A 26,846-nucleotide genomic window follows, 5' to 3' on the forward strand; every position below is an offset into this window, starting at 1 on the left:
TCACGTCCAGCGGCGGCGGAACCGCCACATGATCGCTGCGTTGGCCACCAGCACCACCGCGCAGATCGCGCCGGTCAGCCGACCGGCGAACACGGCTATCGCCGGGAGTGACGCCCACAGCACGATGGTCAACAACATCAGGTAACGGCCCCTGCGGGCCCGGGCCCGGTGGTCCAGCCGGGCAAAGAAGGCCGGGTCACTCTCCCGGAGCTGACGGGTGATCTGGTCGAACCTGCGCTGATCCTCTTTGCTGAGCATGGCGCTGCCTTCCCCTCACGCGTTCAGCGGTTCGGCGGCATACCCGCTGCGGTGGCGGCTCACGCTCGCCCGCTGCTGCTACTTTTCCCTCCCGGGAGGGCACGTGAGGGCACCTCATGTCCGGCTTACCCGAGCCTTAAGTTTGCCTGTGGTGGCGAACGGCGCGGAAAGTGTCGCGTACGGCGTCGTGGTCCGATCCGTGCCCGGCTGCCGCGCGTAGGCCCTGCTGGGAAGGTCCGCGCATGTCCCCGGCCCGCCACCTGCCCCAGATGTCGCACTGAGCGCTGTCTTAAGTGCCCTCACAAGGGTGTTCAGCCCACCTTGAAGGCACCTGGGGCCTTGGCTACCTTGCCGTAGCAACCCCCCTCAGGCAACAGTCGCCGCACCTGCCGCACCTGCCCGGTCGCAGCTTTCGGCGCTCATCAGAAATCGGGATTGGTACATGGCCGACCAGAATGTGCCACCACGTCGACCGCGGGACGACCGCGGTTGGGACGGACGCCAACACCACAGCGCGGACGGCTACGGCGACCCCAACACGTCCGCACCCTACGGGTACGACTCGCCCCACCCCTACCAGGGCGGCTACCCCGCGCAGGCAGACCCGCGCCAGCAGTACGGCGACGGGTACGCGCACGCCGGACACCCCGCCCCCGCGCCGCGCGGCCCGCAGTGGGTCGGCCCGGAGGGTCTCGGCCGTCCGGCCCCGGCGCGGCCAGCGGGCACCGGACTCCCCACTCTGGACGATGACGACGAGCCGGGTCGCAAGGTCGGCCGGCGCAAGGCCATGGTCGCCCTCGGCGGCACCGCTGCCGTCGTCGCCGGTGGCGCGGCACTCGCCATGACCCCGCAGCTCCGCGGCCTGTTCGGCGACGAGGCCGTCGCCGGCGACGCGACCGGCAGCACGGTGACCGACGGCACCGCGGCGCGGCCCAGCGGCCAGCAGCCCAGCACGGTGCGCACCTACACCGAGCAGAACGAGAGCTACATGGGCTCCCGGGCCGGTGAGGCGCTGAAGAAGAACGCGCCGACCAGCGGACGGACCCTGCCCGGTCCGGCCGCAGCCGCGGCGGCGACCCCGGTGACCGTCAAGACCGTGCTGTCCAAGGACCCGATCCTGCACCTGGCCCGGCGCGCCACCTTCGGGCCGACGCCCGCGGTGATCGCCGACATCAAGAAGCAGGGCATCGACGCCTGGATCCGCGCCCAGTTGGCCCCGGAGAAGATCGAGCCGAGCAAGGCCGAGCTGAAGCTCACCGAACTGCCCACCCTGAAGCTCAACGTGCAGCAGTTGCGCGCCCAGCGGGACCAGCTCAACGAACAGGGCGCCCAGCCGGAGCGGGAAATGGTCGACGCGACCATCGCCCGGCAGATCTGGTCCAACCGCCAACTGTTCGAGGTGATGGTCGACTTCTGGAACGACTTCCTGCACGTCGCCGCCGACTTCGACGGCGGTGAGGTCTATCGCAACTCCTTCGACCAGGACGTCGTGCGCAAGCACGCGCTGGGCAGCTACCCGGAGATGCTGGCCGCCGCGAACAAGCACCCCGCGCTGCTGATCTACCTGAACCAGAAGGACTCCCGCAAGGACGCGATCAACGAGAACCTCGCCCGGGAGAACCTCGAGCTCTACTCGGTCGGCGTCGACGGTGGTTACGAGGAGCAGGACGTCCGGCAGGCCGCCATGCTGCAGACGGGCCGCGGCATCGACAAGGACGGCAAGTACGTCTTCAAGCCCGAGCAGCACTACGTCGGCAAGGTGAAGATCCTCGGGTTCAGCCACCCGAACAACTCGGCGGACCCGAAGAAGGCCGACGCGGCGATCGACGCGTACATCACCTACATCGCACTGCACCCGTCGACCGCGAAGTACGTCGCGCAGAGTCTGGCGACGCGGTTCGTCTCGGACACCCCGCCGAAGTCCCTGGTGGACCGGCTCACCAAGATTTACATCACCAACAGCGGCCGGATCAAGCCGGTGCTGATGGCGCTGTTCTCCTCCTCCGAGTTCTGGGCCGGTGTGGGCCAGAAGGTGCGCCGGCCGATGGAGTACCTGGTCGCCACGTACCGCACGCTGGGCGTCTCGCCTGACGCGTCGCCGAAGCACAACAACGGCGACAACAAGCGCACGCCGTACGCCCGGGGCCTGCGGCAGATCCACGACAAGCTGCGCGAGCTGGGCCACTACCCGATGGGTCAGCCCACCCCGGACGGCTACCCGGATGTCTACGTCGCCTGGACGTCGGCCGGCACCATGGTCAACGGCTGGAACGAGGCGGGCGAGATCCTCGCCGGCTACCGCACCACCTTCACGTACACGGCACCGGAGAAGTTGGTCGCCAAGCCGCCGACCACCGCCGGGGCGTACGTGGACGCACTCTCCCTGCGGCTGGTGGGTCAGAAGCTGAGCACGCGGGAGAAGAACCTGATCCTCGGCGTGGCCGGAGTGCCGGCGACCGCCAAGGTCGACGCCACGTTCAACGGGGCCATCACCGCCGTAGCGCGGGCGATCCTCGCTTCCCCCCAGCACCACCTCCGGTGAGGCACCCGATGGAGAAGACTGTGTACAAATCTTTCCCCCTGCACCCCGAATGCCCCGACGTGCGGCGGCTGGCCGACAACCCGGCCGAGGCGTTGCTGCGCGCGGAGGCGGACATCGTCGCTGCCGAGAACGCCGCCGAGTTCGACCGCTACCGCACGCTGGAAAACCTGGAGGAGGCCCAGCAGGACGGTCGTGGCGTCACCCGGCGGACCTTCGTCGTCGGTGCCGCGGCCACCGCCACCGCCCTGGCCACCGCACAGTTCGTCACCACCTCGGCGTCGTTCGCGGCGACGAAGACCGGCACCCTGATCCACGTCTTCCTCTACGGCGGGCTGGACGGGTTGAGCCTGATCGCGCCGGACAACGACGCCGTGCTCGCCAAGGCCCGCCCCGATCTGCTGCTCGGCAACGACTCGCTGGCCCTGGACCGCGGCTTCAAACTGACAAGCGCGTTCAAGCCGCTGGAGAAGTGGCTCGCAGCCGGTCAGCTGGGCTTCATCCCGGCGACCTCCGACGAACGGCTGTCGCGTAGCCACTTCCAGGCCGCGGACGCCTGCAACCTGGGTGGGCTGCCCAACGAGACCGGCGGCCGGGGTTGGCTCGACGGTCTGGTCGACAACCTGGGCAAGGGCACCGCGTTCCGCAGCGTCGGCATCGGCAGCACGCTGCCCCGCTCACTGGTGGGCAACAACGGCGCGCTGTCGCTGAACAACGTCGGGTCGCTGCGACTCAACGGCGACGAACGATTCCGGGCCGCCACCGAGAAGGCCATCAAGGGGCTCTTCACCGGGATCAACCACCCGGTCGAGGAGGCCGTGCAGGAGGGCATGGGTGCGCTGGCCACCGCCCAGCAGTTGGCCGCCAAGCCCTACCAGCCCGTCGAGGGTGTCAAGTACGAGGGCGTCGGCAACGCCTTCAAGCAACTCGCTCAGCTGATCAAGGGTGGTGCCAACGTCCGGGTCGCCACCGTCGGCATGGGCGGTTACGACACCCACGAGAACCAGGGCACTCGTGAGGGCGGCCAACTGCACCGCCGTCTCAACGAGTTGGCCAGCGCGATGGCCGCCTTCTTCACCGACCTCGGCCCGCAGGCCGCCGATGTGACGATCATGGTGTCCAGCGAGTTCGGCCGCCGGGTCGGCTCCAACAGTGGCGGCACCGACCACGGGCACGGCGGGGTGGTCACCCTGCTCTCCGGCAAGAAGCTGGCCGGCTCTGTGCTCGGCAACTGGAACGGTCTGGACAAGCTGGACTCCGGTGACGTGCCGGAGGACAACAACATGTTCAACGTCTACGGCGCGGTGGCTCAGGGCCGGTTCGGGCTCACCAACGCGGAGGTCGACAAGGTCTTCCCCCGCCAGAAGTACGCCCCGATGAAGCTGTACGCGTGACGCATTCGCACACCCACGCCGCCGGCCGTCGTACCGGGACCTCGTCCCGGCACGGCGGCCGGTCGCCTGCCCCCGTACCCCCGCAGATCCCGGACCGGCGCGGACCCGGCGGCCGGCGGCTGCTGGGCGCGCTGCTCCTGGTCGGCCTGCTCGCCAGCGTGCTGCCGTGGTGGCTGGGCACCCCCGCCGGTTCGTTGCGGAGCACCGCGGCCACCGTCACCGCGGCGGGCCGGATCAGCGGCCTGGTCGCCGGCTACCTGCTGCTGGTGCAGGTGTTGATGATGAGCCGGCTACCGGTGCTGGAACGGTGGATCGGCGGCGAGCAGATGGCCCGCTGGCATCGCGACGTCGGCGCCACCCTGCTGGTGGCCGTGCTGGCGCACCTGTCGCTGATCCTCGTCGGCTACGCGGACCTGCGTAACCAGTCGGTTCTCGCCGAGGTGGGCACGCTGCTCGGCGACTACGAGGACATGGTCTCGGCGTTCGTCGCCGCCGGCATCATGATGTTGGTCGGGTTCAGCAGCATCCGGGCGATCCGGCGGGCGCTGCCCTACGAGCTGTGGCACCTGCTGCACCTGTCCAGCTACCTGATCCTGCTGCTCGGCTTCGGTCACCAGTTCACCCACGGCGCGCAGCTGTACAAGCCCGGCCCGGTCCGCACCGGTTGGATCGCGCTCTATCTGCTGGTGGTCGCCGCACTACTCTGGGGTCGGGTGATCGTGCCGCTGGCGTTCAACCTGCGCTACAAGCTGCGGGTCGCCGACGTCATCGCGGAGAGCCCGGACACCATCTCCATCTACCTCACCGGTGAGCGGCTGGGCCGGCTGGCAATGCTCGGTGGCCAGTACTTCCGCTGGCGCTTCCTCACCCGGGGCTGCTGGTGGCAGTCGCATCCGTTCTCCGTCTCCGCCGCCGCGAACGGTCGCTGGTTGCGGCTCACCGTCAAGGTCGTCGGTGCGCACACCGCGGACCTGCGCGACCTGGACCCGGGCACCCGGGTCTGGGCGGAGGGCCCGTCGGGCACCTTCACGGCCGCGCACCGGGTCCGCGAGCGGGCACTGCTGATCGCTGGCGGCAGCGGCATCACGCCGATCCGGGCCATGCTGGAGGAGTTGCCGCCGGGTGCCGCCCTGATCTACCGGGCCCGTACCCCGGCCGACGTGCTGCTCAGCCGTGAGCTGGACTGGCTGGCTCAGGAGCGCGACACCTCGGTCTGGTATGTCATCGGCTCCCGCGACGACCCCGGCCCCCGTCAGCTGATCAGCCCGGACGGGTTGCGTCAACTGGTGCCCGACGTGGCCCGGCGCGACGTCTACCTGTGCGGACCACCCGGGCTGGTGGAGCAGTCGGTGCGCGCGCTGCGCCGGGCCGGCGTGCCCCGACGGCAGATCCACCTGGCCACGTTCGAGTTGTAGGAAGGCAATCCCATGCGTCGCGCGTTGCTCGCGATCACCGGCCTGGCCGCCAGCACCACCGCGCTTGTGGTGTTCAAGGGCTCGCCGGCCGCCACCCAGGTCGCCCAGAACCTGCCGAGCGCCCAGCCGGTCGACCCCACCCCGCAGAGCGTCGACCCGAGCGCCGCCCCGCCCGCCGACCCGGCGGCCGGGGCACCGACACCGTCGGTGGCCCCCAACGCGCCGTCGTCGCCCAAACCCAGCAAGCGCACCACCCCGCCGTCCGGCACCCGCACCACCACGAAGGCACCCGCAGCGCCGCGGACCACCACCAAGGCACCGCAGCCGACCAACCGCCGGGTCACCGGGCCGGGCGTGGACAACGAGTACGGGTACGTCCAGGTGCAGATCGTGGTCTCCGGTAACCGGATCGTCGACGCCGTCGCACTGTCACTGCCCAGCGGAGGTGAATCCGACATCCACAGCGGCGACGTCAGCGGCAGGTACGACGGCACCGGCGGCGAGGTGGTGCAGAAGCAGAGCGCCAACGTCAACACCGTCTCCGGTGCCACCGAGACCAGCAACTCCTACAAGCAGTCGCTGCGGGGCGCGATCGAGCAGGCGTTCTGACGTGCCGGCGGCGATGACCCGACCCGGGCTGTGCCGGGTCGAACAGATCATGGGTACGGCGATCACCCTGGACCTCGCCGACGACCTGCCAGCGGCGACCCTGCGCCAACTGGCCGACGAGGTCTTCGCCTGGATGCGTGAGGTGGACGCCCGGTTCAGCACGTACAAGCCGGACAGCGAGGTGTGCCGGTTCGACCGGGGTGAGGTGTTGCTCTCCGAGGCGTCGGCGGACCTGCGGTTCGTGCTGGAGGCGTGCGCTGACCTGTGGGGTGCCACCGACGGGTTCTTCGACGCGTACGCCACCGGGCGGCTCGACCCGTCCGGCTTCGTCAAGGGCTGGGCAGCCCAGGTCGCCTCGGATCGCCTGCTCGCCGCGGGTGCCGCGAACCACTGTGTGAACGCCGGCGGAGATGTGCGCGTGCGGGGCCTCTCACCGGCCGGGGCGCCATGGCGCATTGGCATCCGGCACCCGTGGGACGCCATGGCGACCTGCCTGGTGCTCACCGGGACCGACCTGGCCGTGGCCACGTCCGGCGTCTACGAGCGGGGCCGGCACGTGCTGGACCCGCGCCGGGGCGCGCCGGCCAGCGGATTGCGCTCGGTGACGGTGATCGGCACCGACCTCGGGGTCGCTGACGCGTACGCCACCGCGGCCCTGGCCATGGGGGTCACCGGTCTCGGCTGGTTGGACCGCCTCGCCGACCACAGCCACGCCGTCGTCACCGATGACGCCCGCCAATACCACTCCGCCAGCGCCCCGCTGACCGACTAGCTCCGCCAGCGCCTTGCTGGCCGACTAGCTCCGCCAGCGGGACGCTGGCCGACTAGCGGAGCGGGCGGTGCGTGCCGGCCGGGCGGGAGCCGGTGGGGCGTGGGCGGCCGGGGCGTGATCCGGACGGCCGGGTGCCGGCCCAGCGGTGCCGTGGGTGGGAGCGCCGGGGCGGTTCGGTGCCGCCGGGATGAGGCGCTCTGTCGTCCGTGGACATCTTTCCCCCGTTCGTGGCGCGCGTTCGCGCCGTCTCCCTGTCAACGAGGACCGCCGCCCCGGCGACGCTGTCGGGCACCGGATGGAATCGTCGACAGGGCTTGTCTCACATGCCTCGTCGGGGTAGCGGCAGGTGACCGGGGAGCAGGTCGGGGGCGAGCGTCACCCCGGTGGCGCGCAGTGCCCCGATCAACGTGTTCTGCACGAGGTACGAATCCGGAAGTTGCCAGCGGGCCTGCTCGGGGGCGACCGCCCAGCGGACCGTCCCCTCCGGCAGTCGGGTGGGCGGCGCGGGGATCCACGAGCCCGGCCCGTGCCGGACCACGTGGAAGCAGTGCTCCAACTCCGGCCGGAGCGGATCGCCGGGGCGGACCAGGAACATCCACCGCCCGGTGGGGGTGACCAGCACCGGCCCGCGTACGCCGGTGCCGGCCGGGTGGATCTGCACCGCGTCGAGCACGTGCCGGCCCAGGTGGGCGGGCACCTCCAGCACGTCGAAGGCCCGGCCGGTGGGCAGCAGCACCCCGTGTGGGCGGTTCCGCCACCAGGTGGCCACCCGGGACGGGTCGGCGCTGGCGGCCAGCTCCCAGTTTTCCAGGGCGGGGTGGCAGCCCACGGTGGGACAGCCGGCCCGCCCACAGACGAAGCGGCTGCGGGCCAGACAGGCGCCCGGGGTGACCTCCCAGCCGTGTGCGGCGTACCGCATGGCGACCCGGCGCAGCCGGACCCGTTCCAGCGGCGACAGTTCGGCGACGCGTGGTACGACGTTCCCCCACATATGTGCCATCTCCCCTCGTCGGGCCCGGCGATCGCCAGGTCGCATGTCGAGCACCGTCACTGCCGTAACCCGCAATCGTTGAGGTTGACGAACGGCCCGTGCAACTTGCACGAAAAGTACGAGGGTTGCCTGTCCGGCTGACGTACATCGTGTGCGACCAGCGAAAACCTGAAAGTGAACGAAGGCCGCCGCACCCGCGGGCATCGCCGCGACTCGATCGGTCGCCGGCGGCAGGGGAGGATGGGAAGATGGACGAGCTACCCATAGGACGGCGAGTTGCCTACTGGCGGGGCCGACGCAAGATGTCGCAGCAGGTCTTCGCCGACCGGCTGGGCAAGTCGAAGAGTTGGGTGGACAAGGTCGAACGCGGCGTCCGTCGGTTGGACAAGTTCTCCGTCCTCTACGAGATCGCCGACATCCTCCAGGTGGACGTCCAGCTCCTCATGGGCAAGGACCCGGAGCGCCGCACCGACGCGCTGAACTGCATCGACCAGATCGAGGTGCAGGAGATCCGGGCGGCACTGGAGCGCTACGACTCGATGAGCGCGTACTTCGACGCGGTGCCGTGTCCGCCACCGCTGGAAGACATGCGCAAGGCCGTCAACCATGCCTGGCTCACCTACCAGTACGGCCGCTACGGGATGCTCACCCGGGCGCTGCCCAAGCTGCTGCGTGACGCCCAGGCTGCCGACGCCGCCTACGGCGGTGCGCAGGCCGCCGAGGCGGCTCACCTGCTCGGGCAGGTCTACCAGATCGCCTCCTCGGTGCTGCGCAAGCTCGGCGAGTGCGAGCTCGCCTGGTTGGCCGCGGACCGGTCGATGGCGGTGGCTCAGCGGGCCGACGACCCGCTGCTCGCTGGCATCGCCACCACCCGGGTCTGCAACGCCCTGGTCGCGATGGGCCGGGCTCGTCCCGCGCTCGAGCTGAACGTCCAGATCGCCAACCGGCTGGCGCCGGGCGGCAGTAACGAGGTCTCCCCGGCCCGGCTCTCCGTCTACGGGATGCTGCTGCTCCAGGGCGCGATGGCCGCGTCCCGCATCGGCGACTCGGCCAGCGTCGACGACCTGATCAACTGTGCGCAGGAGGCCGCCAACCTGCTCGGGGGCGACCACAACCACTACTGGACGTCGTTCGGCCCGACAAATGTCCAACTGCACCGGGCCGCCGCCGCGGTGGAGTTGGGCGACGGGGGCCGAGCCGTGGAGGTGCACCAGCTGATCGCGGAGCCCTCCTTCAACGCGCTGCTGCCCGAGCGCCGCGCCCACCACCTGCTCGACATCGCCCGCGGGTACGCCCAACTGGGCGATGTGGCGAACGCCGGCGAGATGCTTCTGCTGGGTGATCGACTCGCCCCGTCGGAGATCCGCTGCCGGCCGATCGCGCACGAGGTGATGTCGGACGTCCTTCGTCGCACACGTGGTGCGCCGCCTTCTCCGGTAGCGGAGTTGGCTGAGCACATGGGAGTAGGGGTATGAGCGCGGAGCCGGTTTGATGGCCGGTTCATCGCGCAACAGCGGGCACCGCGAGGTGCTCTACGTCATCGCCTGCGGTTCGCCGCTGGCACGGCACGTCGGTCGTCTGGTCGACCTTGCCCAACAGGATGGTTGGGACGTCTGCGTGGTGACCACGCCGGACGGCGCAAAGTTCGTCGACCAGGCGGCCCTGACTCGGCAGACCGGTCACCCGGTGCGGACGCACTACAAGAACCCCGGTGACCCGGACGTGTTGCCGCCCGCCGACGCCATGATCGTCTGCCCGGCCACCGTCAACACGGTCAACAAGTGGGCGGCCGGGATCACCGACACCCTCGCGCTCGGCCTGCTGATCGAGGCGCAGGGCAAGGGCGTCCCCGTCGTTGCGGTGCCGTACACCAACGACGCGATGGCCTCCCACCCGGCGTTTCGTGCCGGGGTGGCCCGGCTGGCCGAGTGGGGCGTCACGGTGCTCTTCGGTGATCAGGTGATCGCCCTGCATCCGCCGGGCACGGGGGAGCAGCACCTGCACGCCTTCCCGTGGGCGAAGCCTCTGGCCGCGCTGCAGGCCGTCTCCTGGAGCGTCGCCTAGCGCTCACGGCTGGGCTTTCGCACGGCGCGGTCGGGCCGGGCGTCACCGCTGGGCCGCCTCCGCGCCGGTAAGCTGGCCCGCCGTGAGCACAAGCGGATCCGCCCCCACGGTGACTGACGTGGTGGCCGAGCTGGAGCGGCGCTATCCGCCGGTCTGGGCTGAGGAGTGGGACCGAGTGGGCCTGGTGCTCGGTGAGCCGGCCGCCCCGGTCCGCCGGGTGCTCTGTGTGGTCGACGTGGTGCCCGAGACGGTCGCCGAAGCGCTGGCCGCCGACGTGGACATGATCGTTTCGCATCACCCGCTGCTGCTGCGAGGGGTCTCGTCGGTCGCCGCGACGACCTTCAAGGGGCGGATCATCCACCAGCTGATCCGGGCCGGGGTGGCGCTCTACGCGGCGCACACCAACGCCGACGTGGCCGCCCCGGGCGTCTCCGACGCCCTCGCTGCCCGATTCGGGCTGACCGGGCTGCGCCCCTTGCAGCGGCCCGCGCCCGGCTCGCCCGCCCACGGCGACGACCGGGGTTTTGGTCGGATCGGCGAGCTGCCGCAGCCGATGACCCTCGCCGAGCTGACCCGGCACGCCGCCGCCGTGCTCCCCGTCACGTCCTGGGGAGTTCGCGCCGCAGGGGATCCCGGGCGTATGGTTCGTACCCTCGCCGTCAGCGGCGGGTCGGGGGACAGCTTCCTCGGCGCCGCGACCGCCGCCGGGGTGGACGCGTTTCTCACCGCCGACCTGCGGCACCATCCGGCCGGCGAGCACCTCGCCGCCGATGGTCCCGCCCTGATCGACGCCGCCCACTGGGCGACCGAACGACCGTGGCTGGACGACCTGGCCGCCCTCCTACGGGAGGCACTGGGCGTCGAGACGCTGGTGTCCGACCTGGACACCGACCCGTGGACCGTGCACGCCGCCGCACCCGCTGTGGACGACAAGGAGCCCGACCGTGAAGGCTGACCCTCAGGTGCAGCGCCGCCTGCTCGACCTCCAGGCGATCGACACCAACCTCGCCCAGCTCGCCCACCGCAGGCGAACGCTTGCCGAGCGGGCCGAGCTGGAGTCGCTGGCCCGGGAGTTGTCGTCGTTGGAGGACGAGCGGGTCCGCGCCCAGGTGGCCGTCGACGACCTGGACCGGGACATCGCCCGGCTGGAGAAGGACGTCGATCAGGTCCGGGCCCGTAAGGAGAAGGACCAGAACCGGCTGGCCGCCGGCACCGGCCCGGCCCGTGAGTTGGAGGCGCTCCAGCACGAGTTGGTCTCGCTGAACCGGCGCCAGGGCGACCTGGAGGACGCCGAGCTGGAGCTGATGGAGCAGCGGGAGACCGCGCAGGGCGTACTGGACGGCGTGGAGCAGCGGCTGGCCGACACCCGTGACAAGCGGGCCGCCACCGAGCAGCGCCGCGACGACGCGATGGCCGAGATCGCCAAGGAGGAGGAGTTCAAGCGAGGGGCCCGTCAGCCGCTCGCCGCCGACCTCCCCGGCGACCTGGTCAACCTCTACGACAAGATCCGCGAGGACACCGGGCTCGGTGCCGCGCTGCTCACCGCGGGCCGCTGCGGCGGGTGCCGGTTGGAGCTTTCCGGTGCCGACCTGGCCCGGATCCGCAAGAGCGCCCCGGACGACGTGGTCCGCTGTGAGGACTGCCGACGGATCATGGTCCGCACCAACGAGTCAGGTCTGTAGGTCGTGGCACCGCGCGTGGTCGCCATCGAGGCCGACGGCGGGTCCCGGGGCAACCCCGGCCCCGCGGGCTACGGCGCGGTGGTGCGCGACCCGGAGACCGGGGAGGTGCTCGCCGAGCGCTCCGAGTCGATCGGCACGGCGACCAACAACGTCGCCGAGTACCAGGGGCTGATCGCCGGGTTGACCGCCGCCGCCGAGCTGGGTGCCGCCGAGGTGGACGTCCGGATGGACTCCAAGCTGGTGGTCGAGCAGATGTGCGGCCGGTGGCAGATCAAGCACCCCGGCCTGCGACCCCTCGCCGCTCAGGCCGCCGGTTTGGTGGGCCGGTTCGCCGCAGTCCGGTTCGCCTGGATCCCCCGCGAACAGAACCGACACGCCGACGCGCTCGCCAACGCCGCCATGGACGCCGCTGCCGGTCGACCCACGGCTACGTCGGCCAGTCCGCGCGCGGCTACGCCGGCCACCAGTCCGCGCGCGGCTACGCCGGCCACCGGCAGCGACCCGGCGACCGCGCCGGCCTCGTGGGAACCGCGGCCGAGTTTCACCGCGACCCGGCTGATCCTGGTCCGGCACGGCGAGACCGAATACACCGAGCAGCGGCGCTACTCCGGCCGTGGCGACGTGCCGCTCTCCGAGAAGGGCCGGGCACAGGCCCGGGCCACCGGCGCGCGGGTGGCCGCGCTGGCCCCGTCCGTCGCGGCCGTGCTCAGCTCACCGCTGTCCCGGTGTACGTCGACCGCGGCGGCGATCGCCGGGGCGCTCGGTGACGTGCCGGTCCGCACCGAGGACGACCTGATCGAGTGCGATTTCGGCCAGTGGGAGGGGCGCACCTTCGCCGAGGTGCGCCAGCAGTGGCCGGGGGAGATGGACGCCTGGCTCGCCTCACCCCGGATCGCCCCGCCGGGCGGGGAGTCGTTCACCCACGTCGCCGAACGTGCCCACCGCGTCATAGCTGGGCTCCTCACCGCGTACCCCGGGGAGACCGTGGTGGTCGTCTCGCACGTCTCGCCGATCAAGCTGGTGCTGCGCGACGCGCTCGCGGCCGGCGACGGGTTCCTGCATCGGCTCTTCCTGGACGCGGCCGGCATCTCGGTGCTCGACATGTGGCCCGACGGCGGCGTCGCCGTCCGCACGGTCAACGACACCGCCCACCTCGCCAAGATCGACTAATTCCCATCTGCCGGGAGGGTTCCGGCTCGATGGCCCGAACCTGTGCCGAACTGTTGACAGTGGATGGACACCGATTCAAGATCGGTTCGTGCGAAGCGTTTACCTGACGAAGCGGGGTCACATCGACCTCCTGCGCGTCGCCAGCGCAGCCTGTCGACGCTCCATCTGACGCCGGGTTCCCCTTCCCTCGCACGCTGCAGGCGTTTCCCATCCCCGCTGGTCTCCGGCCCCGCGGCGCGTCCGCCTGCGCGTCCCCCTCCGACAGGAGATCCGTCATGCTGTCCGCAAGACGTCTACCCCGGCTCACCGCGACCGCGGTGAGCGCCGTGCTGCTCGCGACCGTTGCCCTGACCGAGCCGGCATCCGCCACCTCGCTGCCCACGGTGCCGCCAGCCTCCGTCGACCTCTCCGACGTGAAGGGCTACCCCCAGCAGAGCACTCTCCCGGTCTGGCCGGACAACCCGGCCGACGCTTCCATCCCGATCGGCGTGATTCCCTACGACGAGATCGCACCGAAGCTGAACGCGCTCCAGCGGGCCAGCGACCGGGTCTCCGCCCGGGTCGCCGGGAAGTCCGCCGGCGGCTACGACCTGTACGCGGTCACCGTGACCGCGCCGGAGAGTCGCAGTGCGGCGCGGCAGCAGGAGACCTGGAAGCGGCTCATCGAGGACGATCCGGCCCGGGCGCAGCGGGACCGCAAGCTGCTCGCCGGTTACAAGACCCCGCTCTTCGTCAACGCCAACATCCACGGCAACGAGTGGGAGGGCACCGACGCCGCGCTGCGGGTGATCGAGGAGTTCGCCACCGACCGCACCCCGGAGGTCGCCGAGCTGCTGCGGCGCAACCGGCTGGTCTTCAACATCACCTCGAACCCGGACGGCCGAGTCGCCGGCACCCGGGCCAACGCGGCCGGCTACGACCTCAACCGCGACCTGACCATCGTCGCGCAGCCCGAGACCAACCTCATCCGCGACCTGATCATCGACACCAAGCCGATCATCACGCTGGACCTGCACGGGTACGTCAATCCGACCCTGCTGCACCCCAGCACCCCGCCGCACAACGTCAACAACGAGTACGACCTGTACATCAAGCACGGCCTGCCCAACGCGTTGGCGATCGAGGAGGGCCTGCGCGGCCTCGGGTACGCCGAGACCCAGCGGGCCCGGATCCCGTTCCGCGATGACGAACCGGGCGTGTGGGACGACTTCCCGCCGATCTACGTGCCGTCGTTCGCCATGTTGCAGAGCAGCATCCCGTACACGATCGAGGCTCCGCTGAACCCGCGCGGCAGCTCGCTCACCCCGGCCGAGCGGGTACGCCGCTCCGGTATCAACATCGACGTGCACGAGGTGGCGATCCGCACCTCGTTGCGCTACATCCAGGACCACCGGGCCGAGGTGCTGCACGATCAGGCCGAGGTCTACCGCCGGGGCCTGGCCGGTGAGCCGTTGCGCGACATTCCCGACGGCTACGTGCCGGGCTGGGGACCGGAGGACAACTACAACACCACCTTCCCCCGGGCGTACGTCATTCCGAGCGGCACCGGGCAGCGTTCCGGGCCGGCTGCGGCCCGCCTGGTCGACCTGCTGATCAGCAGCGGTGGCCGGGTGTGGCGTGCGAAGCAGGCGTTCACCGCCGGCGGCAAGCACTACCAGGCCGGCTCGTACGTCGTCGACATGCACCAGCCCAAGCGCGGCCTGGTCAACTCGCTACTCGAACCGGGCGCGGACATCACCGACCGGGTGAACGACCTCTACGCCGGCCCGGCCGCCTGGAGCCAGGGGCTCACCTGGGGCGCCACCGTGGACACCGTGTGGAACACCCTGCCCCGGGTACGCCTGGAGCGGACCTACGACGGGCGGGCCGAGGGCACCCTGCCCGCCGGCCGCTCCGACCTGCGCCTGGATCTGCGAGACGCTGCCGACCTGCTCGCGGTGAACTCGCTGCTCGCCAAGGGCGTCGAGGTCTACCGGCTCGCGGACGGGTCGGTGGTCGTCCCCGGCACCCCGACCAACCGTAAGTTGGCCGGTGCCGAGGTCAAGGCCCACGCGGTCAGCTTCGAGCCTGCGCCGGCCCATTGGCAGGGCACCCCGCTGGACCGGGTCGTGGTCGGCTATCTCGGCACGGTCGAGGAACGGGACACCCTCGCCGACCTCGGTTTCGAGGCGCGTGCGGTGACCGCCGCGACGCTCACCGACACGCTGACCGAGGACGTCGATGTTCTGCTGGTCGCGGACAACGTCAACCTGGCGAACCTGACCGCCGAGAATCGGGCCGCCCTGGACCAGTTCCTCGCGCGGGGCGGTGGCGTGGTCGGCCTGGGCACCGCAGGGGCGTCCTTCAGCAACGCCGCCGCGCTGCTGACCGTGACCGCCACCGCGGCGCCGAGCCTGGCCAGTGGTGTCGCCAACATCGTGAACAACGGGGGACCGGTCACCACCTCGGCCATCCCGCACGCCTTCATCAGCCAGCCCGTCTGGTTCACCAACCTGGGCGCGGGCGTCGAGGTCGAGCAGTCGTACGCCGCCGATCCGCTGCTCGCCGGCTGGTGGGCCACCGACGGCGCGGACGGGCAGGCCGCGGCGGCCAACCAGGCGAGCATCGTGCGGGGCGTCTCCGGCGCCGGAAACGGCGTGGTGTTGTTCGGCACCGACCCGACGTTCCGTCTGCACCCCAAGGGCCTGCAGTCGCAGCTCGGTCGGGCTGTGCTCTGGGCGGCGCAGCGGTGACCCCGACTGGGTGAGCCAGCGATCGGCCTTTGTGGGGCCCGGGTGCGAACCGCACCCGGGCCCCACGCCGTTGTCGGGGCAGCCGCACCTGCTCATCCGTCAGGCGATACCGCCACGCCGTTCGGCGCATCCGGCCAGCCGTTCAGCGCAGCGCCCTCCGGCCGGGCAAGGTGACGGCCAGCACAGGGTCGTAGCCTCCGGCCGTTACATCGAATGCCTCGACTCCCCGGAGGTGTGTCAGATGGCTGCACCCGAACCGGAGGCGCCCACCACGGCGCCGGCCAGGGCGAAGGACCACAGCCCCTGGAACTGGTTGCTCTTCATTCCCATCGTGGTGCCGCTGATCCCGGTCTTCTTCAATGGCGACTCGCCCCGGGTCTTCGGCTTCCCGCGCTTCTACTGGCTGCAACTGGCGTACATCCTGCTCGGCGTCGCCACCACGACGCTGGTCTACCAGATGACGAAGAAGCGGGGACGCCGGTGAGCGCGAGGAGTGAGCCGGTTCTGCGAGCCCCGCAGTCGCGAACGAAGGAGGTTCAGTGATGTGGCGCGACCATCTCACCGAGATCATCGTCTTCACGGTGCTGTTCCTGCTGGTGAGCGCGATGGGCTTCGTGGCCGCCCGGTGGCGGGCACCGAAGGACATGGCGCACCTGGACGAGTGGGGGCTGGGCGGGCGCAGCTTCGGCGGCTGGGTCACCTGGTTCCTGGTCGGCGGTGACCTCTACACCGCGTACACCTTCGTGGCGGTGCCGGCGCTGGTGTTCGGCGCGGGCGCGATGGGCTTCTTCGCGGTGCCGTACACCATCGTCATCTACCCGTTGGTGTTCCTGGTGCTCTGCCGGCTCTGGTCGGTCTCGCACCGGCACGGCTTCGTCACCCCGGCGGACTTCGTCCGCAGCCGGTTCGACTCGCCGGTGCTGGCGCTGCTCGTCGCGATCACCGGGATCGTCGCCACCATGCCGTACATCGCGTTGCAGCTCGTCGGCATCGAGGCGGTGCTCAAGACGATGGGCGTCACCGGCGAGAGCGCGCTGGCCCGACACCTGCCGATCATCATCGCGTTCGCGATCCTGGCGGCGTACACGTACCAGTCGGGGCTGCGCGCGCCCGCGCTTATCGCGTTCGTCAAGGATGCCCTGATCTACGTGGTGATCCTGGTCGCGGTGATCTGGCTACCGCAGAAGCTGGGCGGTTGGGGCAGCATCTTCGACGCCGCCGAGGCGAAGTTCCAGGCCACGGCGCAGAACCCGAACGACGGGATCCTGCTCAACGGCAACAACCAACTCCAGTACGTCACGTTGGCGCTCGGTTCGGCGTTGGCGCTGTTCCTCTACCCGCACAGCATCACCGGCGTGCTGGCCAGCCGGAACCGGGACGTGATCAAGCGGAACATGTCGGCGCTGCCGGCGTACAGCCTGATCCTCGGTTTGATCGCGCTGCTCGGCTACATGGCCATCGCGTCCGGGGTGAAGCCGCTGCCGGGGTCGAAGCCCGGCACCGCGGACGTGAACACGGTCGTACCGGTGCTGTTCGATCAGCAGTTCCCGGACTGGTTCGCCGGTGTGGCGTACGCGGCGATCGGCATCGGCGCGCTGGTGCCGGCGGCGATCATGTCGATCGCGGCGGCGAACCTGTTCACCCGCAACATCTACAAGGAGTACCTGAAGCGGGATGCCTCCCCGGCCCAGGAGGCAAACGTATCGAAGATCACCTCGCTGGTGGTGAAAGTCGGCGCGGTGGCCTGCATCGTCTTCCTCGACCCGCAGTTCTCCATCGACCTTCAGCTGATCGGCGGCGTGATCATCCTGCAGACGTTGCCGGCGGTGGCGCTGGGCCTCTATACCCGCTGGTTCCACCGCACGGGGCTGATCGTCGGCTGGGCGGTCGGCATGGGGCTGGGCATGTGGATGCTCTACCAGGTGGCCAGCCCGACCCGGAAGCACTTCGGTGGTTCGGCGTTCCCGCTGTCGGAGTTCGGCTTCGACACCACCCGGACGATCTACGTCGGCATCGTGGCGGTGGCCGTCAACCTGGCCGTCGCGGCGCTGGTGACGCTGGGACTGCGGGCCGCGAAGGTGGCGGAGGGGGTCGACGGCACCACGCCCGACGACTACTTCGCCGACGAGGGCGACGCCCGGGTCACCCCGGGCGCCGAGCGCGACGCCGACTCGGCCCGCGAACCGGTCGCCTGACCTCGGGCTACGCCCGGGTGCCGACGTGGTCGGTGCCCGGGCTTCCCGGGTCAGCCGGGGCGGTTGCGGTTTATCAGTGCCTGGTTGAGGCGGCCCAGGAGGGCCGCCAGCGTCGTCCGGTCCTCGACGCTCCAGTCGGCCAGCATGTCGCCGTAGAGCCGGGTGCGGGCGGCCTGCACGGCAGCCATCCGCTGCAGACCGGCCGGGGTGGGGGAGATGACCGTGCCCCGTCCGTCGGACGGATCCGGGGTACGGGTGATCAGGCCGTCCCGCTGTAGCGCGGAGACCTGCCGGGTCACGGTCGAGCCGTCCAGGTTGAGCCGGGCGGCGAGCGCCGAGACGTTCTGCGGGCCGGCGTCGGCCAGGTGGCGCAGGATGACGTACGCCGCGCGGTCCAGCACCCGGTGCTCGGCGGTGCCGGTCGCCCGCCGGGTGGCCTCGCCGAAGCGCATCAGCAGGGCCACCTCGGTCTCGATCCGCCCGAGGGTGGCCTCTTCGGCGTCGGTGTCCGCGGAGTGGTCGTCGTTCATAGCTGTATAGTACAGGGATAAGTACCTGTACTATACAGCTAATCGGGGAGTTGAAGTGGATCGGCGTTCCGAACCGAACCGCAGTGCCATCTACGCCACCACATTGGTGGCCTTCCTCGCCATCGCAGGCATCGCCGTCGTCGACCCGATCCTGCCGGCCATCGGCGACGCGATCGGGGTCACCGCCTGGCAGGTCGAGCTGCTGTTCACCGCGTACATCGCGGTCATGGCCCTTGGCATGATCCCGGCGACGCTGGCCAGCGGCCGGTTCGGCTTCAAGCCGGTGCTGATCACCGGCGTCTCCGTGGTCGGCCTCGCGGCGATCCTCGCCTCGTTCAGCGACAACATCGTGCAGCTGTCCGTGCTGCGCGGTGTCTGGGGGCTGGGCAACGCGATGTTCTTCGCGACCGCCATGGTCGTGCTGGTCAACCTGGCCGTCGACCGGGAATGGGTGGTCGGCCTCTTCGAGACCGCCCTGGGCCTCGGCTTCGCCGTCGGCCCGCTGATCGGTGGCCTGCTCGGCCAGATCAGCTGGCGGCTGCCGTTCTTCGTCTGCGGCGTCTTCATGGTCCTCGCCCTGGGCGTGGCCGCCACCAAGCTACGCGAGCCCACAAACCGGCAGGCACCGGTACGCCTCGGCCAGATCTTCGCCACCTACCGCCGACCCGCGTTCATCGCCCTCTGCGTGGTGACCGGCGCGTACAACTTCGTCTTCTTCGTGGTGCTCGGCTACACGCCGCTGTTCCTGGGTCTGGACATCGTCCCGCTGGGGCTGGCGTTCACCGGCTGGGGTCTCGGCCTCGCCACCGGCATCCTGGTGATCGGCCACCGCATGGCCCACCGGATCGGCGCGGTGCAGACCGTCGGCGTCGCCATCGCCGGGCTGCTGATCTGCATGGCCCTCTTCGCCACCTCGACCAGCACCGCCGAGTCGCTCGTGGTGCTGGTGCTCTCCGGCCTGTGCATGGGGCTGGCCAACGCCAACCTCACCGACCTGGCGCTCGGCCTCGGCTCCAGCGACCGTCGGGTCGCCACCGGCGCGTTCAACCTGGTCCGCTGGGGTGCTGCCGCGCCAGCACCGATCATCTCCGGCAAACTCGCCGAGCACTCACTGTCGCTGCCGTTCTGGGTCGGCTTCGGGGTGCTCGCCGTCGGCGTACTCGTCTACCTGGCCTTCGCGCACCTGATGGCCGCAGGCTACGGCGAGCGGGTGCTCTGGTCCCGCTGGAACCGCACCGCCGCGAGTGCCGAACACGAACCGGTCGGCTGACGCGGGCTCGTCTTCAAGATCCGCGCACTTTCGGGGAAACTGCTGCCTCCGCGCTCGCTGAGGCAGCACTTTCCCGGATGTTGCGCGGATCTTGGGGCGTTGGGGTGGTGCGGGCGGGTCGGGGTGCGGGCGGGCAACGTCAGTTGAGGGCGCGCCAGAGCAGGTAGAGGCCGATCGTCGTGCCGAACACCACGATCAACGCCTTGAGCAGCACCGGCGGCAGCCGACGGACCAGCCGGGCGCCCACGTACCCACCGATCAGGGTGGCCGGCGCGACCACCGCGACGGCCGCCCAGTTCACCGGGCCGAACAGGGCGAACACCACAAGCGTCGTGAACCCCACCACCGCGGAGAGCAGATTCTTGATCGCGCTCACCCGCGCCAGGGTCGCGTCCAGCACCAGGGCCAGCCCGGCGACCAGCATCACCCCGAGCGCCGCACCGAAGTAGCCCCCGTACACCGCACCAAGCCCGACCATCGTCTGCACCGCGACCGTCCGCTGGCGTGGCGACAGATCCCGCGGGTGACCGACAAGCCGGCGCAGCGGGTCCTGGAAGGCCAGGACCGCGGTCGCGCCGAGGACCAGAAACGGTACGACCACCTCGAACGCGCGAGCCGGGGTGGCCAGCAGCAGCAGCGCCCCGAGAATCGTGCCGACGATGGTGGTGGGCACCAGCGTGGCCAGCGCACGGGGGCGCGGCAGGTCCAACCGGCTGCCGGCCACGCTGGCCAGATAGCCGGGAAACACGGCGACCGAGTTGCTGACGTTCGCCGGAACCGGGGGCAACCCGACCGCGATCATCGCCGGGAAGGTGATCAACGAACCACCGCCGGCCACCGCGTTTACCGTGCCAGCGGCGAGACCGGCGGCGAGCAGCAGCGCGGCGTGGGAGAGATCCATAGCCCCACGAGGCTAGCCCCCGCCTCGCGCGGAGGATCCGCCGGCCACCGCCGTTGAGCTGCGCGATCTCGCCCAGGCAGGGCGGCAATGCCGGCGGAGTCTCCATCGTTAGGATGGAAGCGCGACGGACGAGTCGACCGGGCGGCCGCGTCGGCGGGCTCAGGCCCGCCGCCGAGGAACGTCCGGACTCCACAGGGCAGGGTGGTTGTTAACGGCAACCCGGGGTGACCCGCGGGACAGTGCCACAGAAAACAGACCGCCGACCCCCAACGGGGACGGTAAGGGTGAAACGGTGGGGTAAGAGCCCACCAGCACCCCGGGTGACCGGGGTGGCTCGGTAAACCCCACCCGGAGCAAGGCCAAGTAAGGGCCGTCACCGCAAGATGACGACCCCGCGCAGACGCTTGAGGGCTGCCCGCCCGATGTCTGCGGGTAGGCCGCTGGAGCCTGCCGGCAACGGCAGGCCGAGATGGATGGCCGCCGCCGGCGCAAACCCTTCGGGGTACGCGCCGCGCACAGAATCCGGCGTACAGGTCGACTCGTCCGTCGCCCACCAGCTCAGAGCCGTGGTTAAGGCTCTGAGCTGGCTCTATGTTCGGGTGTCGATGGTCGTTCATGGTCAAGATTGGGCGGCGTTTGACGCCCTGACGACGCCCTGACGCCCTGGAGACGCCCTGAGCGCCGGCTCAGTTGACCTCTTCTCGGGTCGGGCTGGCTGTGCCGCCGTGGGCCGTCTCCTGGCCCGCGCCCGACGGTTCTGGCTGGGGGCGGTGGGTACATCCTGGTGGTGGAGCTGGTGCCGCGACCCGGTGATCCGGTGGCAAGCCAGTCCCGGGGTTGGACTGGCGCGGCAGACGGAAGCCCCGACGCACGACCAGGCCGACCCGCTGGCTTCCGTAGCGGTCTTGGTGGTCCCATTCGTGGATGAGGTGGGACGAGTGCGTGCCGGAGCTGCTGGAGCACCTGGGGGAGATGGGTCTGGTCGGGCTGGTCAAGATTGACGGCGAGCGGGAGCGCAAGCCCTGGACCGTGGTGATCTCGGGTCAGCGGCTCGATGGTGCCGCGATAAGGGTCGACGGCCACAGCCTCGATTACTGCCTGCGGCATGTGGTCGCCGCGCTTCACGAGCGCTTCCCAGACGAACTCGCGCTGAGCTGAGATCCGACTGTGGGGCGGTGTCCCGGCGGCTGTCGGTGGCTCACTGCCCCGGCGCCGTAGGCGGCCGGGGCGGCTTGCCGCCGGTCGGGCTTGCCGCCCCGCACCGCGCGAAGCGCGGTGCCTTGATCCAAAATAGAGGAATTCGGCAGGTACGCCGTCGCACGCCGTCGCACGTCATCACAGCCTGTCCCGCCAGGGGACATACACGACCCAACCATCCTGCTAAGCCGTGTGAATCCCCGGAAGCGGCGTGGCGGTGGTCAACCCGCTCCAGGGACTGCGGCCCTAGCCTGGCGAAGCGAACGCCGCTTGCCTGTCGGGATGTAGTCACTTGATCTATCGCTCCGCGCACGTCTCCTCTACCCTGCGTGAAACAACAGGCAGAAGCTTCTGACCCGAAGGAGCACTCCTTGTCAGGTTCTTACCCGGCTGAGGCGGACCTGGCCTTGGTCCCTCCGGAACCCTTGGGTGTTGCCCTTGTAGTACCAGCCCAGCAAGGCCCACGGTTCAGTCCTGAAGCTCAGCTCTTCATCTACACGTCCGCGATGTGGGAGGAGTTTATCCATGAATGGGCGAGAACCCTTCCATATCGCAAAGTGCGTCGATTCGGTGGAGCAAATGACCACGGCGTGGACATTGCAGGGTTCGAATCGGCAGCTGGTTTTGGTGGAGAATGGGACTGCTTTCAATGTAAGCATTACGCTAATGCGTTGATGCCGACTGATGCTTGGCCGGAGATATACAAGATTCTGCGGTATGCGGAAGCTGGCTACTACTCTTTACCGAGGACGTACTATTTCATGGCACCTCGGGGGCTGGGGCCATCGCTTGAGCAAATGATTCTGAGGCCCGGCGAACTGAAGGATGCGTTCTTGAATGTCCTCGGCGAAGGGAAAGTCGGAACGCCTAACGAAAGAGCCAAGGTTGCCGCCTACGCGCAGATGGTAGACTTTTCTATTTTCCAATCAGCAACACCTATCGAACTACTCCAGCAACATCAAAAGTCTCCACAACATATAGTTAGATTCGCCGTTCCACTCCCGTTCGCGCCACCCCCTGAGCTGCCACCATCCGCGCCGGCCGCTGACGAAACAAATTACTTGGAACAACTTTTCGATGTCTATACCGAGAAGTTCGGCACCAGTGCCAGAACCATTGAGGCCCTAGTCGAGCATGCAAAAGCGCATGCCCACCTGCGCAGCCAGCGTGAATATTTCTATTGCGCCGAAACATTTCGTATTTTCTATCGCGACAAAGTGCCTTCGAGGACGTTTGAAAACCTGCAAGATCAATTACATGAAGGTGTGAAGGAAATTCATGACGACGATCACAGCACCGGCTACGATCGCCTTCAAAAAGTGCTTAGCGCTTCTCAGCAGATAAACCTTACGACGAATGCCTTAATCACGGTGTGGCAAGCTCGCGACAAGAAGGGAATTTGTCATCAGCTAGCCAATGAGGATCGGCTGAGGTGGTGCCAGTGAACATTACGCCGCCCCTCAACAGTCCACTCGAAGTTGGCCTGCGCGTGGTCTTCCTGCTGTCTAGCGCCTTCCCGTTATCTTTTGATCTAGACGCGCTTGCACAACTCGACCACGCCCTTCTTCATACCGGGCAGAATGATGGACCGGCAAGCATTCACCCGGAGCTTCCTGGCTCGATTGGAGAACTGGCTATTAAGCGAGATCTCGTGAAGTCAGGTATAGATGCAATGATGCGCGCCGGACTTGTAGTAGCGAAACCAACGAACGCGGGCTTCGCCTTCCAGGCGTCAGAGAACGCGCCGCCCTTCGTCTCTGTTCTTAGCTCGAGGTATGCGGAGAGTCTACGTGCCAGAGCTGACTGGGTGATTGATCAGCTACCACGACAAGACGAGGCGTCAACGGAGCCTCAATTGAGAGCTCTGGTTAATCACTGGATTTCTGGAGCGCGACGGCAAGCAATGGAGGCGGGGGATGACTAGCATAAGGATCAACAAGCTCGCCGCAATCGGCCCAGATCTGGAATCCGCTGAACTTGAGCTGGGCCGAGGTCTTACCGTCGTCTACGGTGCCTCGAATACGGGCAAGACCTATGTCTTCGACCTTATAAACTACCTGCTAGGCGCATCCAACCTCAAGCATATAGACGAATCGGCAGGCTACGACACGGGCCTGTTGTCCTTGCTGACACCAAGAAGTCCGGAGGGTTTGGTTCTAGAAAGATCCATAGAGCAGAGCAAGAGTGCAGCGAAATTTCGTGTTTACGAAGGGCTTCAGCGTAGTGGTCGTCCACGTGTGCTGTCGCCACGTCATCAAAAAACTGGCAACGATATCTCGACCCTGTTCCTTGCCGAGATGGGAATCGGCGAGAGTTGGGTTCGGTCAAACGATCGAAACGAGACTGTCTCGCTGACTCTCCGCCTACTATCACGCCTCTTTTTAGTGAGTGAGACTGACATTGTCTCTGAGGCGCCACCGGCATTGAGTGGTCAATTTATCTCAAAGACCACTGAGCGGTCAGTGCTCAAGTTCGTACTGCAAGGGAACGATGACTCTGATCTTCCCCGAACGACGAAGGCTGCGACAGCCGAGCGCCAGCGGAACCAAGGGCGACTAGCCGCTATGGAGCAGATTGTTGGTGAGTTGCGGCAAGCTTTAGGTGATTCGGAGAGCAGTTCCGACGCACAAGCCCGACTGGTAAGGCTAGAGCAGTCGATCGAGGGCATCTCTAACTCTCTCGACGGCCACCTAGAGGAGCAGGCTCGGCTAAAAGATGAGATCCGCCAGCTGCAGCGCCAGTACGAGGAACAGCGGCATCGGGTCACGGAAATTGCAGACCTCCTTAGCAACTTTCGGCTCTTGCTGCAGAAATACGACTCTGACCTCGAGCGATTGGGAATGCTTGAGGAGGCTGGCACGCTTTTAGGCTACTTTGATGTCGGCGACTGCGTTTTTTGCGGCTCAACTCCTGAGAATCAATCCACTGCTGCCCATCGTGCCGAAGATAGAACACTGTTTGCCGACGCGGTGCGCGCTGAACAGAGTAAGACGCTGGGCTTGCGAGTAGACCTTGCCTTAGCGATCCAGGACTTGGGAGCAGAGCGGGAGAGCGGACTTAGAGCTCTTGCCGTTCTGGAAGCTCAAGTCGAGGGTGTGCGTGACGCCGCAAGAGCCCTAGACGATCGCCTGTCCCCTCAACGGGGCGAGTTGAGGGAGCTTGTTGCAGCGAAGGGTGATCTTGAGCGAAGAATAGCGGCTCATGAGCAAATTGAGCGCATAGAGACTCTGAAGGTGAGTCTAGGAAGCGTAGACGAGCCGACGTCAGTTCCGGCAACAGCTCTCGGCGGGGGCGTAGCCCAAGAATTTGGAGAGCTGCTCTTCGGAATCCTCGAAGATTGGCGGGTCCCAGAACTGCGCCACGTGTCTTTTGACGCGGAATCATGTGATATCAGTATGAATGGCATACCCCGCTCGTCACACGGCAAGGGCATGCGCGCTATTCTTCATGCGGCATTTACCGTTGGTCTAGCGCAATGGTGCATCATGCGCAATCTTCCGCACCCCGGCTTCGTAGTTTTGGACTCGCCCCTTGTTACTTACAAGGAGCCAGAAAGCGCGGAGGACGAAAGAATTATGGGTAACGATGTGGCTACTCATTTCTTTCGATATCTGGCTTCCAGGTTCGTCGGGCAAGCTGTCATACTGGAGAATGTGGCACCGCCGTCTGAAATTAGCGAAGAGGCAACAGTTTACGAGTTCACCAAGAGTCGACACGGCAGGTACGGCTTCTTTCCCGTTGTTCCGGTGCGGGAGCTCGCAAGTTCGGGGGCAGTTTAACCTCGCGGGCGTTGGGCGGAGACTAAAAACCGTCATGTCCTACCGCAAAGCCACGCGAAACCGGCAACCGCCGACGATTTGCGCCCTTTCCTGGCGCAGGCACTCCGGCTTAGATCGTTCCCTCCGACGCACCCTTAGTCGGACTGTTGGCCGTCGCTACCTATGTAGTTGAAGCGGCTGCCGGGCGTCTCCAACAGCGCAAAGTCGGTCATGGTCGAAAGCCGGCCCAGCCGCGCCCAAGGCGCCGCTCCGGCTACTGGGCGTGGAGCGTGGGAGATGGGCTGCCTCATGGTCTCGCGACCGAAGGTCCTACCGGACTTACGTTCCCGCTTGAAGTGGTCGATAGATCCTCACGACTTTTTCGACAGCTCCGTTTCGCCGGATGACGTTTTGCCGTTCGATCACAACCGTTCCTGCTTCGATGCCGAAAAGAGTTGCAAGCTCAGGGTCGGCGACGGTTTCGCGGTGTTTGGCGTCCGGCTCGGAATCCTTCTCCGGCCCAATTTCATGGGGTCGTAAACTTGCGATGCTGCCGCGGCCATGTTCGGTAACGACGAAGCGCGCTTCGCGCAGGACGGCTATAGCCTGACGAATTGTGCCGCGACTTGCTCGGAACTCTGCGATGAGCGCGCTCTCTGCTGGCAAGAGGGTACCCGGCCGGATGGCGCCGTTCTCGATTCGATCTCTGAGTTCGGCGGCGATGGCGCGGTAGCGGGGCTGTCCGTAGTGCGGGGTGGGCACGTGCTCACGGTACCTGGCACTTGTCTTACCAAGTGCCAACCAAGTGACCTGTTTCGACGTCTAGACAACTCGTCCACTTGTAGATAGGTTTCCTGGTGTGCGGCTGGGGTGACGGCCCGTGTCAGGCGTGGTCTCGCGCTGGCCCTGGTCGCATCTGATGCGCGGCGTCCTGTCGGACCGGTTGCGGTAGCCGCGCGTACAAGTTGGCTCGGCGATACCCGACCCGTCCGCCGAGGTCCGGTGAGGGTCGGATGACCGCCCGCCCTCGCCCGCACCTGCCGATGCGCCCGGCGTGGCTGTGCCGCAACTGCGCCGCGCCCTGGCCGTGTGGCCCGGCTCAGCTCGACCTCGCGGCCGAGTTCTACGGGCATTCGATCGCCCTGGCGTTCTACCTGGCCGCGTCGATGCAGGAGGCGATCGACGACGTGTACGGATTGGGCCTGCGCCCGAACCTGCCCGCGATGCACGGCAGGTTTCTCGGATGGTTGGCCCTGGCCCGACGGCCTCGCCGTCCAGGTCGAGCCTAAGTTTCCGTGCCGCTTCAGTCGTCAGATCGGCAGGGCTCAACCGGTTGAGGGTGGTGGCGAGCGCCGGAGCGCGTGGGCCT

General features: G+C 68.1%; 25 protein-coding genes and 1 other RNA gene. 21 read left to right on the plus strand and 5 right to left on the minus strand.

The features are described 5' to 3' along the window. Window positions 1-258: a DUF3040 domain-containing protein gene (locus ACLQ28_RS23055; RefSeq protein WP_355028062.1), complete on the minus strand. Its 258-nt coding sequence runs from the start codon at window positions 256-258 to the stop codon at window positions 1-3. 442 nt (window positions 259-700) lie between these two features. On the opposite strand from ACLQ28_RS23055, the gene ACLQ28_RS23060 reads away from it, so the two are divergent. The 5 genes from ACLQ28_RS23060 to ACLQ28_RS23080 are packed head-to-tail and all read left to right on the plus strand — an operon-like array spanning window position 701 to window position 6,987. Further along, window positions 701-2,800, plus strand: a complete 2,100-nt coding sequence (locus ACLQ28_RS23060) for a DUF1800 family protein (RefSeq protein ID WP_425688343.1) — start codon at window positions 701-703, stop codon at window positions 2,798-2,800. 8 nt (window positions 2,801-2,808) lie between these two features. Beyond that, entirely contained in the window at window positions 2,809-4,191 is a 1,383-nt protein-coding gene (locus tag ACLQ28_RS23065) for a DUF1501 domain-containing protein (RefSeq protein ID WP_425688344.1), read from the plus strand. Beyond that, window positions 4,188-5,606 carry a ferredoxin reductase family protein gene (locus ACLQ28_RS23070; RefSeq protein ID WP_425688345.1) on the plus strand — a complete coding sequence of 473 codons (1,419 nt, stop codon included), beginning with the start codon at window positions 4,188-4,190 and terminating at the stop codon, window positions 5,604-5,606. Before ACLQ28_RS23065 ends, ACLQ28_RS23070 begins: the two co-directional genes overlap by 4 nt. A gap of 12 nt (window positions 5,607-5,618) precedes the next feature. Beyond that, on the plus strand, window positions 5,619-6,215 hold the full coding sequence (locus ACLQ28_RS23075) for an FMN-binding protein (protein WP_425688346.1): 597 nt from the start codon (window positions 5,619-5,621) through the stop codon (window positions 6,213-6,215). Between the two features lie 49 nt (window positions 6,216-6,264). Next, window positions 6,265-6,987, plus strand: coding sequence for an FAD:protein FMN transferase (locus tag ACLQ28_RS23080; protein WP_425688409.1), 723 nt, complete (start codon window positions 6,265-6,267; stop codon window positions 6,985-6,987). Between the two features lie 319 nt (window positions 6,988-7,306). On the opposite strand, the gene ACLQ28_RS23085 is transcribed toward ACLQ28_RS23080, so the two are convergent. Beyond that, entirely contained in the window at window positions 7,307-7,978 is a 672-nt protein-coding gene (locus ACLQ28_RS23085) for a bifunctional DNA primase/polymerase (RefSeq protein ID WP_425688410.1), read from the minus strand. Between the two features lie 248 nt (window positions 7,979-8,226). Here ACLQ28_RS23085 and ACLQ28_RS23090 point away from each other — a divergent pair, with 248 nt between their 5' ends. The 9 genes from ACLQ28_RS23090 (at window position 8,227) to mctP (ending at window position 17,821) form a co-directional block, all read left to right on the plus strand. After that, window positions 8,227-9,453, plus strand: coding sequence for a helix-turn-helix domain-containing protein (locus ACLQ28_RS23090; RefSeq protein WP_425688347.1), 1,227 nt, complete (start codon window positions 8,227-8,229; stop codon window positions 9,451-9,453). A 16-nt stretch (window positions 9,454-9,469) separates the two neighbouring features. Continuing rightward, window positions 9,470-10,042: a flavoprotein gene (locus tag ACLQ28_RS23095; protein ID WP_425688348.1), complete on the plus strand. Its 573-nt coding sequence runs from the start codon at window positions 9,470-9,472 to the stop codon at window positions 10,040-10,042. A 118-nt stretch (window positions 10,043-10,160) separates the two neighbouring features. After that, a complete protein-coding gene (locus tag ACLQ28_RS23100) occupies window positions 10,161-10,997 on the plus strand; it encodes a Nif3-like dinuclear metal center hexameric protein (protein WP_425688411.1) in 837 nt (278 codons plus the stop codon). Next, the gene (locus ACLQ28_RS23105) at window positions 10,987-11,724 is read left to right on the plus strand and encodes a zinc ribbon domain-containing protein (RefSeq protein ID WP_425688349.1); all 738 of its coding nucleotides are present in this window, start codon (window positions 10,987-10,989) and stop codon (window positions 11,722-11,724) included. The genes ACLQ28_RS23100 and ACLQ28_RS23105 overlap by 11 nt, the downstream gene beginning before the upstream one ends. 3 nt (window positions 11,725-11,727) lie before the next feature. Beyond that, window positions 11,728-12,894, plus strand: a complete 1,167-nt coding sequence (locus ACLQ28_RS23110; RefSeq protein ID WP_425688350.1) for a bifunctional RNase H/acid phosphatase — start codon at window positions 11,728-11,730, stop codon at window positions 12,892-12,894. An 88-nt stretch (window positions 12,895-12,982) separates the two neighbouring features. Further along, window positions 12,983-13,063: a putative leader peptide gene (locus tag ACLQ28_RS23115; RefSeq protein WP_357012022.1), complete on the plus strand. Its 81-nt coding sequence runs from the start codon at window positions 12,983-12,985 to the stop codon at window positions 13,061-13,063. Window positions 13,064-13,169: 106 nt separating this feature from the next. Then, entirely contained in the window at window positions 13,170-15,626 is a 2,457-nt protein-coding gene (locus ACLQ28_RS23120; RefSeq protein ID WP_425688351.1) for a M14 family zinc carboxypeptidase, read from the plus strand. Window positions 15,627-15,867: 241 nt separating this feature from the next. After that, window positions 15,868-16,110: a DUF3311 domain-containing protein gene (locus ACLQ28_RS23125; protein WP_425688352.1), complete on the plus strand. Its 243-nt coding sequence runs from the start codon at window positions 15,868-15,870 to the stop codon at window positions 16,108-16,110. Window positions 16,111-16,168: 58 nt separating this feature from the next. Next, a complete protein-coding gene (gene mctP, locus ACLQ28_RS23130; RefSeq protein ID WP_425688353.1) occupies window positions 16,169-17,821 on the plus strand; it encodes a monocarboxylate uptake permease MctP in 1,653 nt (550 codons plus the stop codon). 50 nt (window positions 17,822-17,871) lie between these two features. On the opposite strand, the gene ACLQ28_RS23135 is transcribed toward mctP, so the two are convergent. After that, the gene (locus ACLQ28_RS23135) at window positions 17,872-18,351 is read right to left on the minus strand and encodes a MarR family winged helix-turn-helix transcriptional regulator (protein WP_425688354.1); all 480 of its coding nucleotides are present in this window, start codon (window positions 18,349-18,351) and stop codon (window positions 17,872-17,874) included. Between the two features lie 55 nt (window positions 18,352-18,406). Here ACLQ28_RS23135 and ACLQ28_RS23140 point away from each other — a divergent pair, with 55 nt between their 5' ends. Beyond that, window positions 18,407-19,621 carry an MFS transporter gene (locus ACLQ28_RS23140; protein WP_425688355.1) on the plus strand — a complete coding sequence of 405 codons (1,215 nt, stop codon included), beginning with the start codon at window positions 18,407-18,409 and terminating at the stop codon, window positions 19,619-19,621. Window positions 19,622-19,760: 139 nt separating this feature from the next. Here ACLQ28_RS23140 and ACLQ28_RS23145 read toward each other — a convergent pair whose 3' ends face one another. Continuing rightward, window positions 19,761-20,522: a sulfite exporter TauE/SafE family protein gene (locus ACLQ28_RS23145; RefSeq protein WP_425688356.1), complete on the minus strand. Its 762-nt coding sequence runs from the start codon at window positions 20,520-20,522 to the stop codon at window positions 19,761-19,763. A gap of 129 nt (window positions 20,523-20,651) precedes the next feature. On the opposite strand from ACLQ28_RS23145, the gene rnpB reads away from it, so the two are divergent. From rnpB to ACLQ28_RS23170, 5 genes are all read left to right on the plus strand, one after another. Continuing rightward, window positions 20,652-21,068: RNase P RNA component class A (gene rnpB / locus ACLQ28_RS23150), an RNA gene on the plus strand. Between the two features lie 378 nt (window positions 21,069-21,446). Further along, window positions 21,447-21,680 carry a hypothetical protein gene (locus tag ACLQ28_RS23155; RefSeq protein ID WP_425688357.1) on the plus strand — a complete coding sequence of 78 codons (234 nt, stop codon included), beginning with the start codon at window positions 21,447-21,449 and terminating at the stop codon, window positions 21,678-21,680. A gap of 368 nt (window positions 21,681-22,048) precedes the next feature. Then, window positions 22,049-23,164 (plus strand): ABC-three component system protein, encoded by a 1,116-nt coding sequence (locus ACLQ28_RS23160; RefSeq protein WP_425688358.1) that lies wholly within the window; start codon window positions 22,049-22,051, stop codon window positions 23,162-23,164. After that, on the plus strand, window positions 23,161-23,643 hold the full coding sequence (locus ACLQ28_RS23165; protein WP_425688359.1) for an ABC-three component system middle component 2: 483 nt from the start codon (window positions 23,161-23,163) through the stop codon (window positions 23,641-23,643). Before ACLQ28_RS23160 ends, ACLQ28_RS23165 begins: the two co-directional genes overlap by 4 nt. Continuing rightward, the gene (locus tag ACLQ28_RS23170) at window positions 23,636-25,498 is read left to right on the plus strand and encodes a hypothetical protein (RefSeq protein ID WP_425688360.1); all 1,863 of its coding nucleotides are present in this window, start codon (window positions 23,636-23,638) and stop codon (window positions 25,496-25,498) included. Before ACLQ28_RS23165 ends, ACLQ28_RS23170 begins: the two co-directional genes overlap by 8 nt. Before the next feature lie 318 nt (window positions 25,499-25,816). On the opposite strand, the gene ACLQ28_RS23175 is transcribed toward ACLQ28_RS23170, so the two are convergent. Beyond that, complete coding sequence (locus tag ACLQ28_RS23175) at window positions 25,817-26,239, minus strand: GntR family transcriptional regulator (protein ID WP_425688361.1); 423 nt, start codon at window positions 26,237-26,239, stop codon at window positions 25,817-25,819. Between the two features lie 251 nt (window positions 26,240-26,490). Between ACLQ28_RS23175 and ACLQ28_RS23180 the strand changes: the two genes are divergently transcribed. Further along, on the plus strand, window positions 26,491-26,766 hold the full coding sequence (locus ACLQ28_RS23180; RefSeq protein ID WP_425688362.1) for a hypothetical protein: 276 nt from the start codon (window positions 26,491-26,493) through the stop codon (window positions 26,764-26,766). Window positions 26,767-26,846 lie beyond the last annotated feature (80 nt).

It is taken from the genome of Micromonospora sp. DT201 (assembly GCF_049841575.1).
Classification (GTDB): domain Bacteria; phylum Actinomycetota; class Actinomycetes; order Mycobacteriales; family Micromonosporaceae; genus Micromonospora.

Coding starts and splice junctions, on each gene's coding strand:
- ACLQ28_RS23055 (WP_355028062.1), bottom strand. CDS start 258: ATGCTCAGCAAAGAGGATCAGCGCAGGTTCGACCAGATCACCCGTCAG.
- ACLQ28_RS23060 (WP_425688343.1), top strand. CDS start 701: ATGGCCGACCAGAATGTGCCACCACGTCGACCGCGGGACGACCGCGGT.
- ACLQ28_RS23065 (WP_425688344.1), top strand. CDS start 2,809: ATGGAGAAGACTGTGTACAAATCTTTCCCCCTGCACCCCGAATGCCCC.
- ACLQ28_RS23075 (WP_425688346.1), top strand. CDS start 5,619: ATGCGTCGCGCGTTGCTCGCGATCACCGGCCTGGCCGCCAGCACCACC.
- ACLQ28_RS23080 (WP_425688409.1), top strand. CDS start 6,265: ATGGGTACGGCGATCACCCTGGACCTCGCCGACGACCTGCCAGCGGCG.
- ACLQ28_RS23085 (WP_425688410.1), bottom strand. CDS start 7,978: ATGTGGGGGAACGTCGTACCACGCGTCGCCGAACTGTCGCCGCTGGAA.
- ACLQ28_RS23090 (WP_425688347.1), top strand. CDS start 8,227: ATGGACGAGCTACCCATAGGACGGCGAGTTGCCTACTGGCGGGGCCGA.
- ACLQ28_RS23095 (WP_425688348.1), top strand. CDS start 9,470: ATGGCCGGTTCATCGCGCAACAGCGGGCACCGCGAGGTGCTCTACGTC.
- ACLQ28_RS23120 (WP_425688351.1), top strand. CDS start 13,170: ATGCTGTCCGCAAGACGTCTACCCCGGCTCACCGCGACCGCGGTGAGC.
- ACLQ28_RS23125 (WP_425688352.1), top strand. CDS start 15,868: ATGGCTGCACCCGAACCGGAGGCGCCCACCACGGCGCCGGCCAGGGCG.
- mctP (WP_425688353.1), top strand. CDS start 16,169: ATGTGGCGCGACCATCTCACCGAGATCATCGTCTTCACGGTGCTGTTC.
- ACLQ28_RS23135 (WP_425688354.1), bottom strand. CDS start 18,351: ATGAACGACGACCACTCCGCGGACACCGACGCCGAAGAGGCCACCCTC.
- ACLQ28_RS23145 (WP_425688356.1), bottom strand. CDS start 20,522: ATGGATCTCTCCCACGCCGCGCTGCTGCTCGCCGCCGGTCTCGCCGCT.
- ACLQ28_RS23155 (WP_425688357.1), top strand. CDS start 21,447: ATGAGGTGGGACGAGTGCGTGCCGGAGCTGCTGGAGCACCTGGGGGAG.
- ACLQ28_RS23170 (WP_425688360.1), top strand. CDS start 23,636: ATGACTAGCATAAGGATCAACAAGCTCGCCGCAATCGGCCCAGATCTG.
- ACLQ28_RS23180 (WP_425688362.1), top strand. CDS start 26,491: ATGACCGCCCGCCCTCGCCCGCACCTGCCGATGCGCCCGGCGTGGCTG.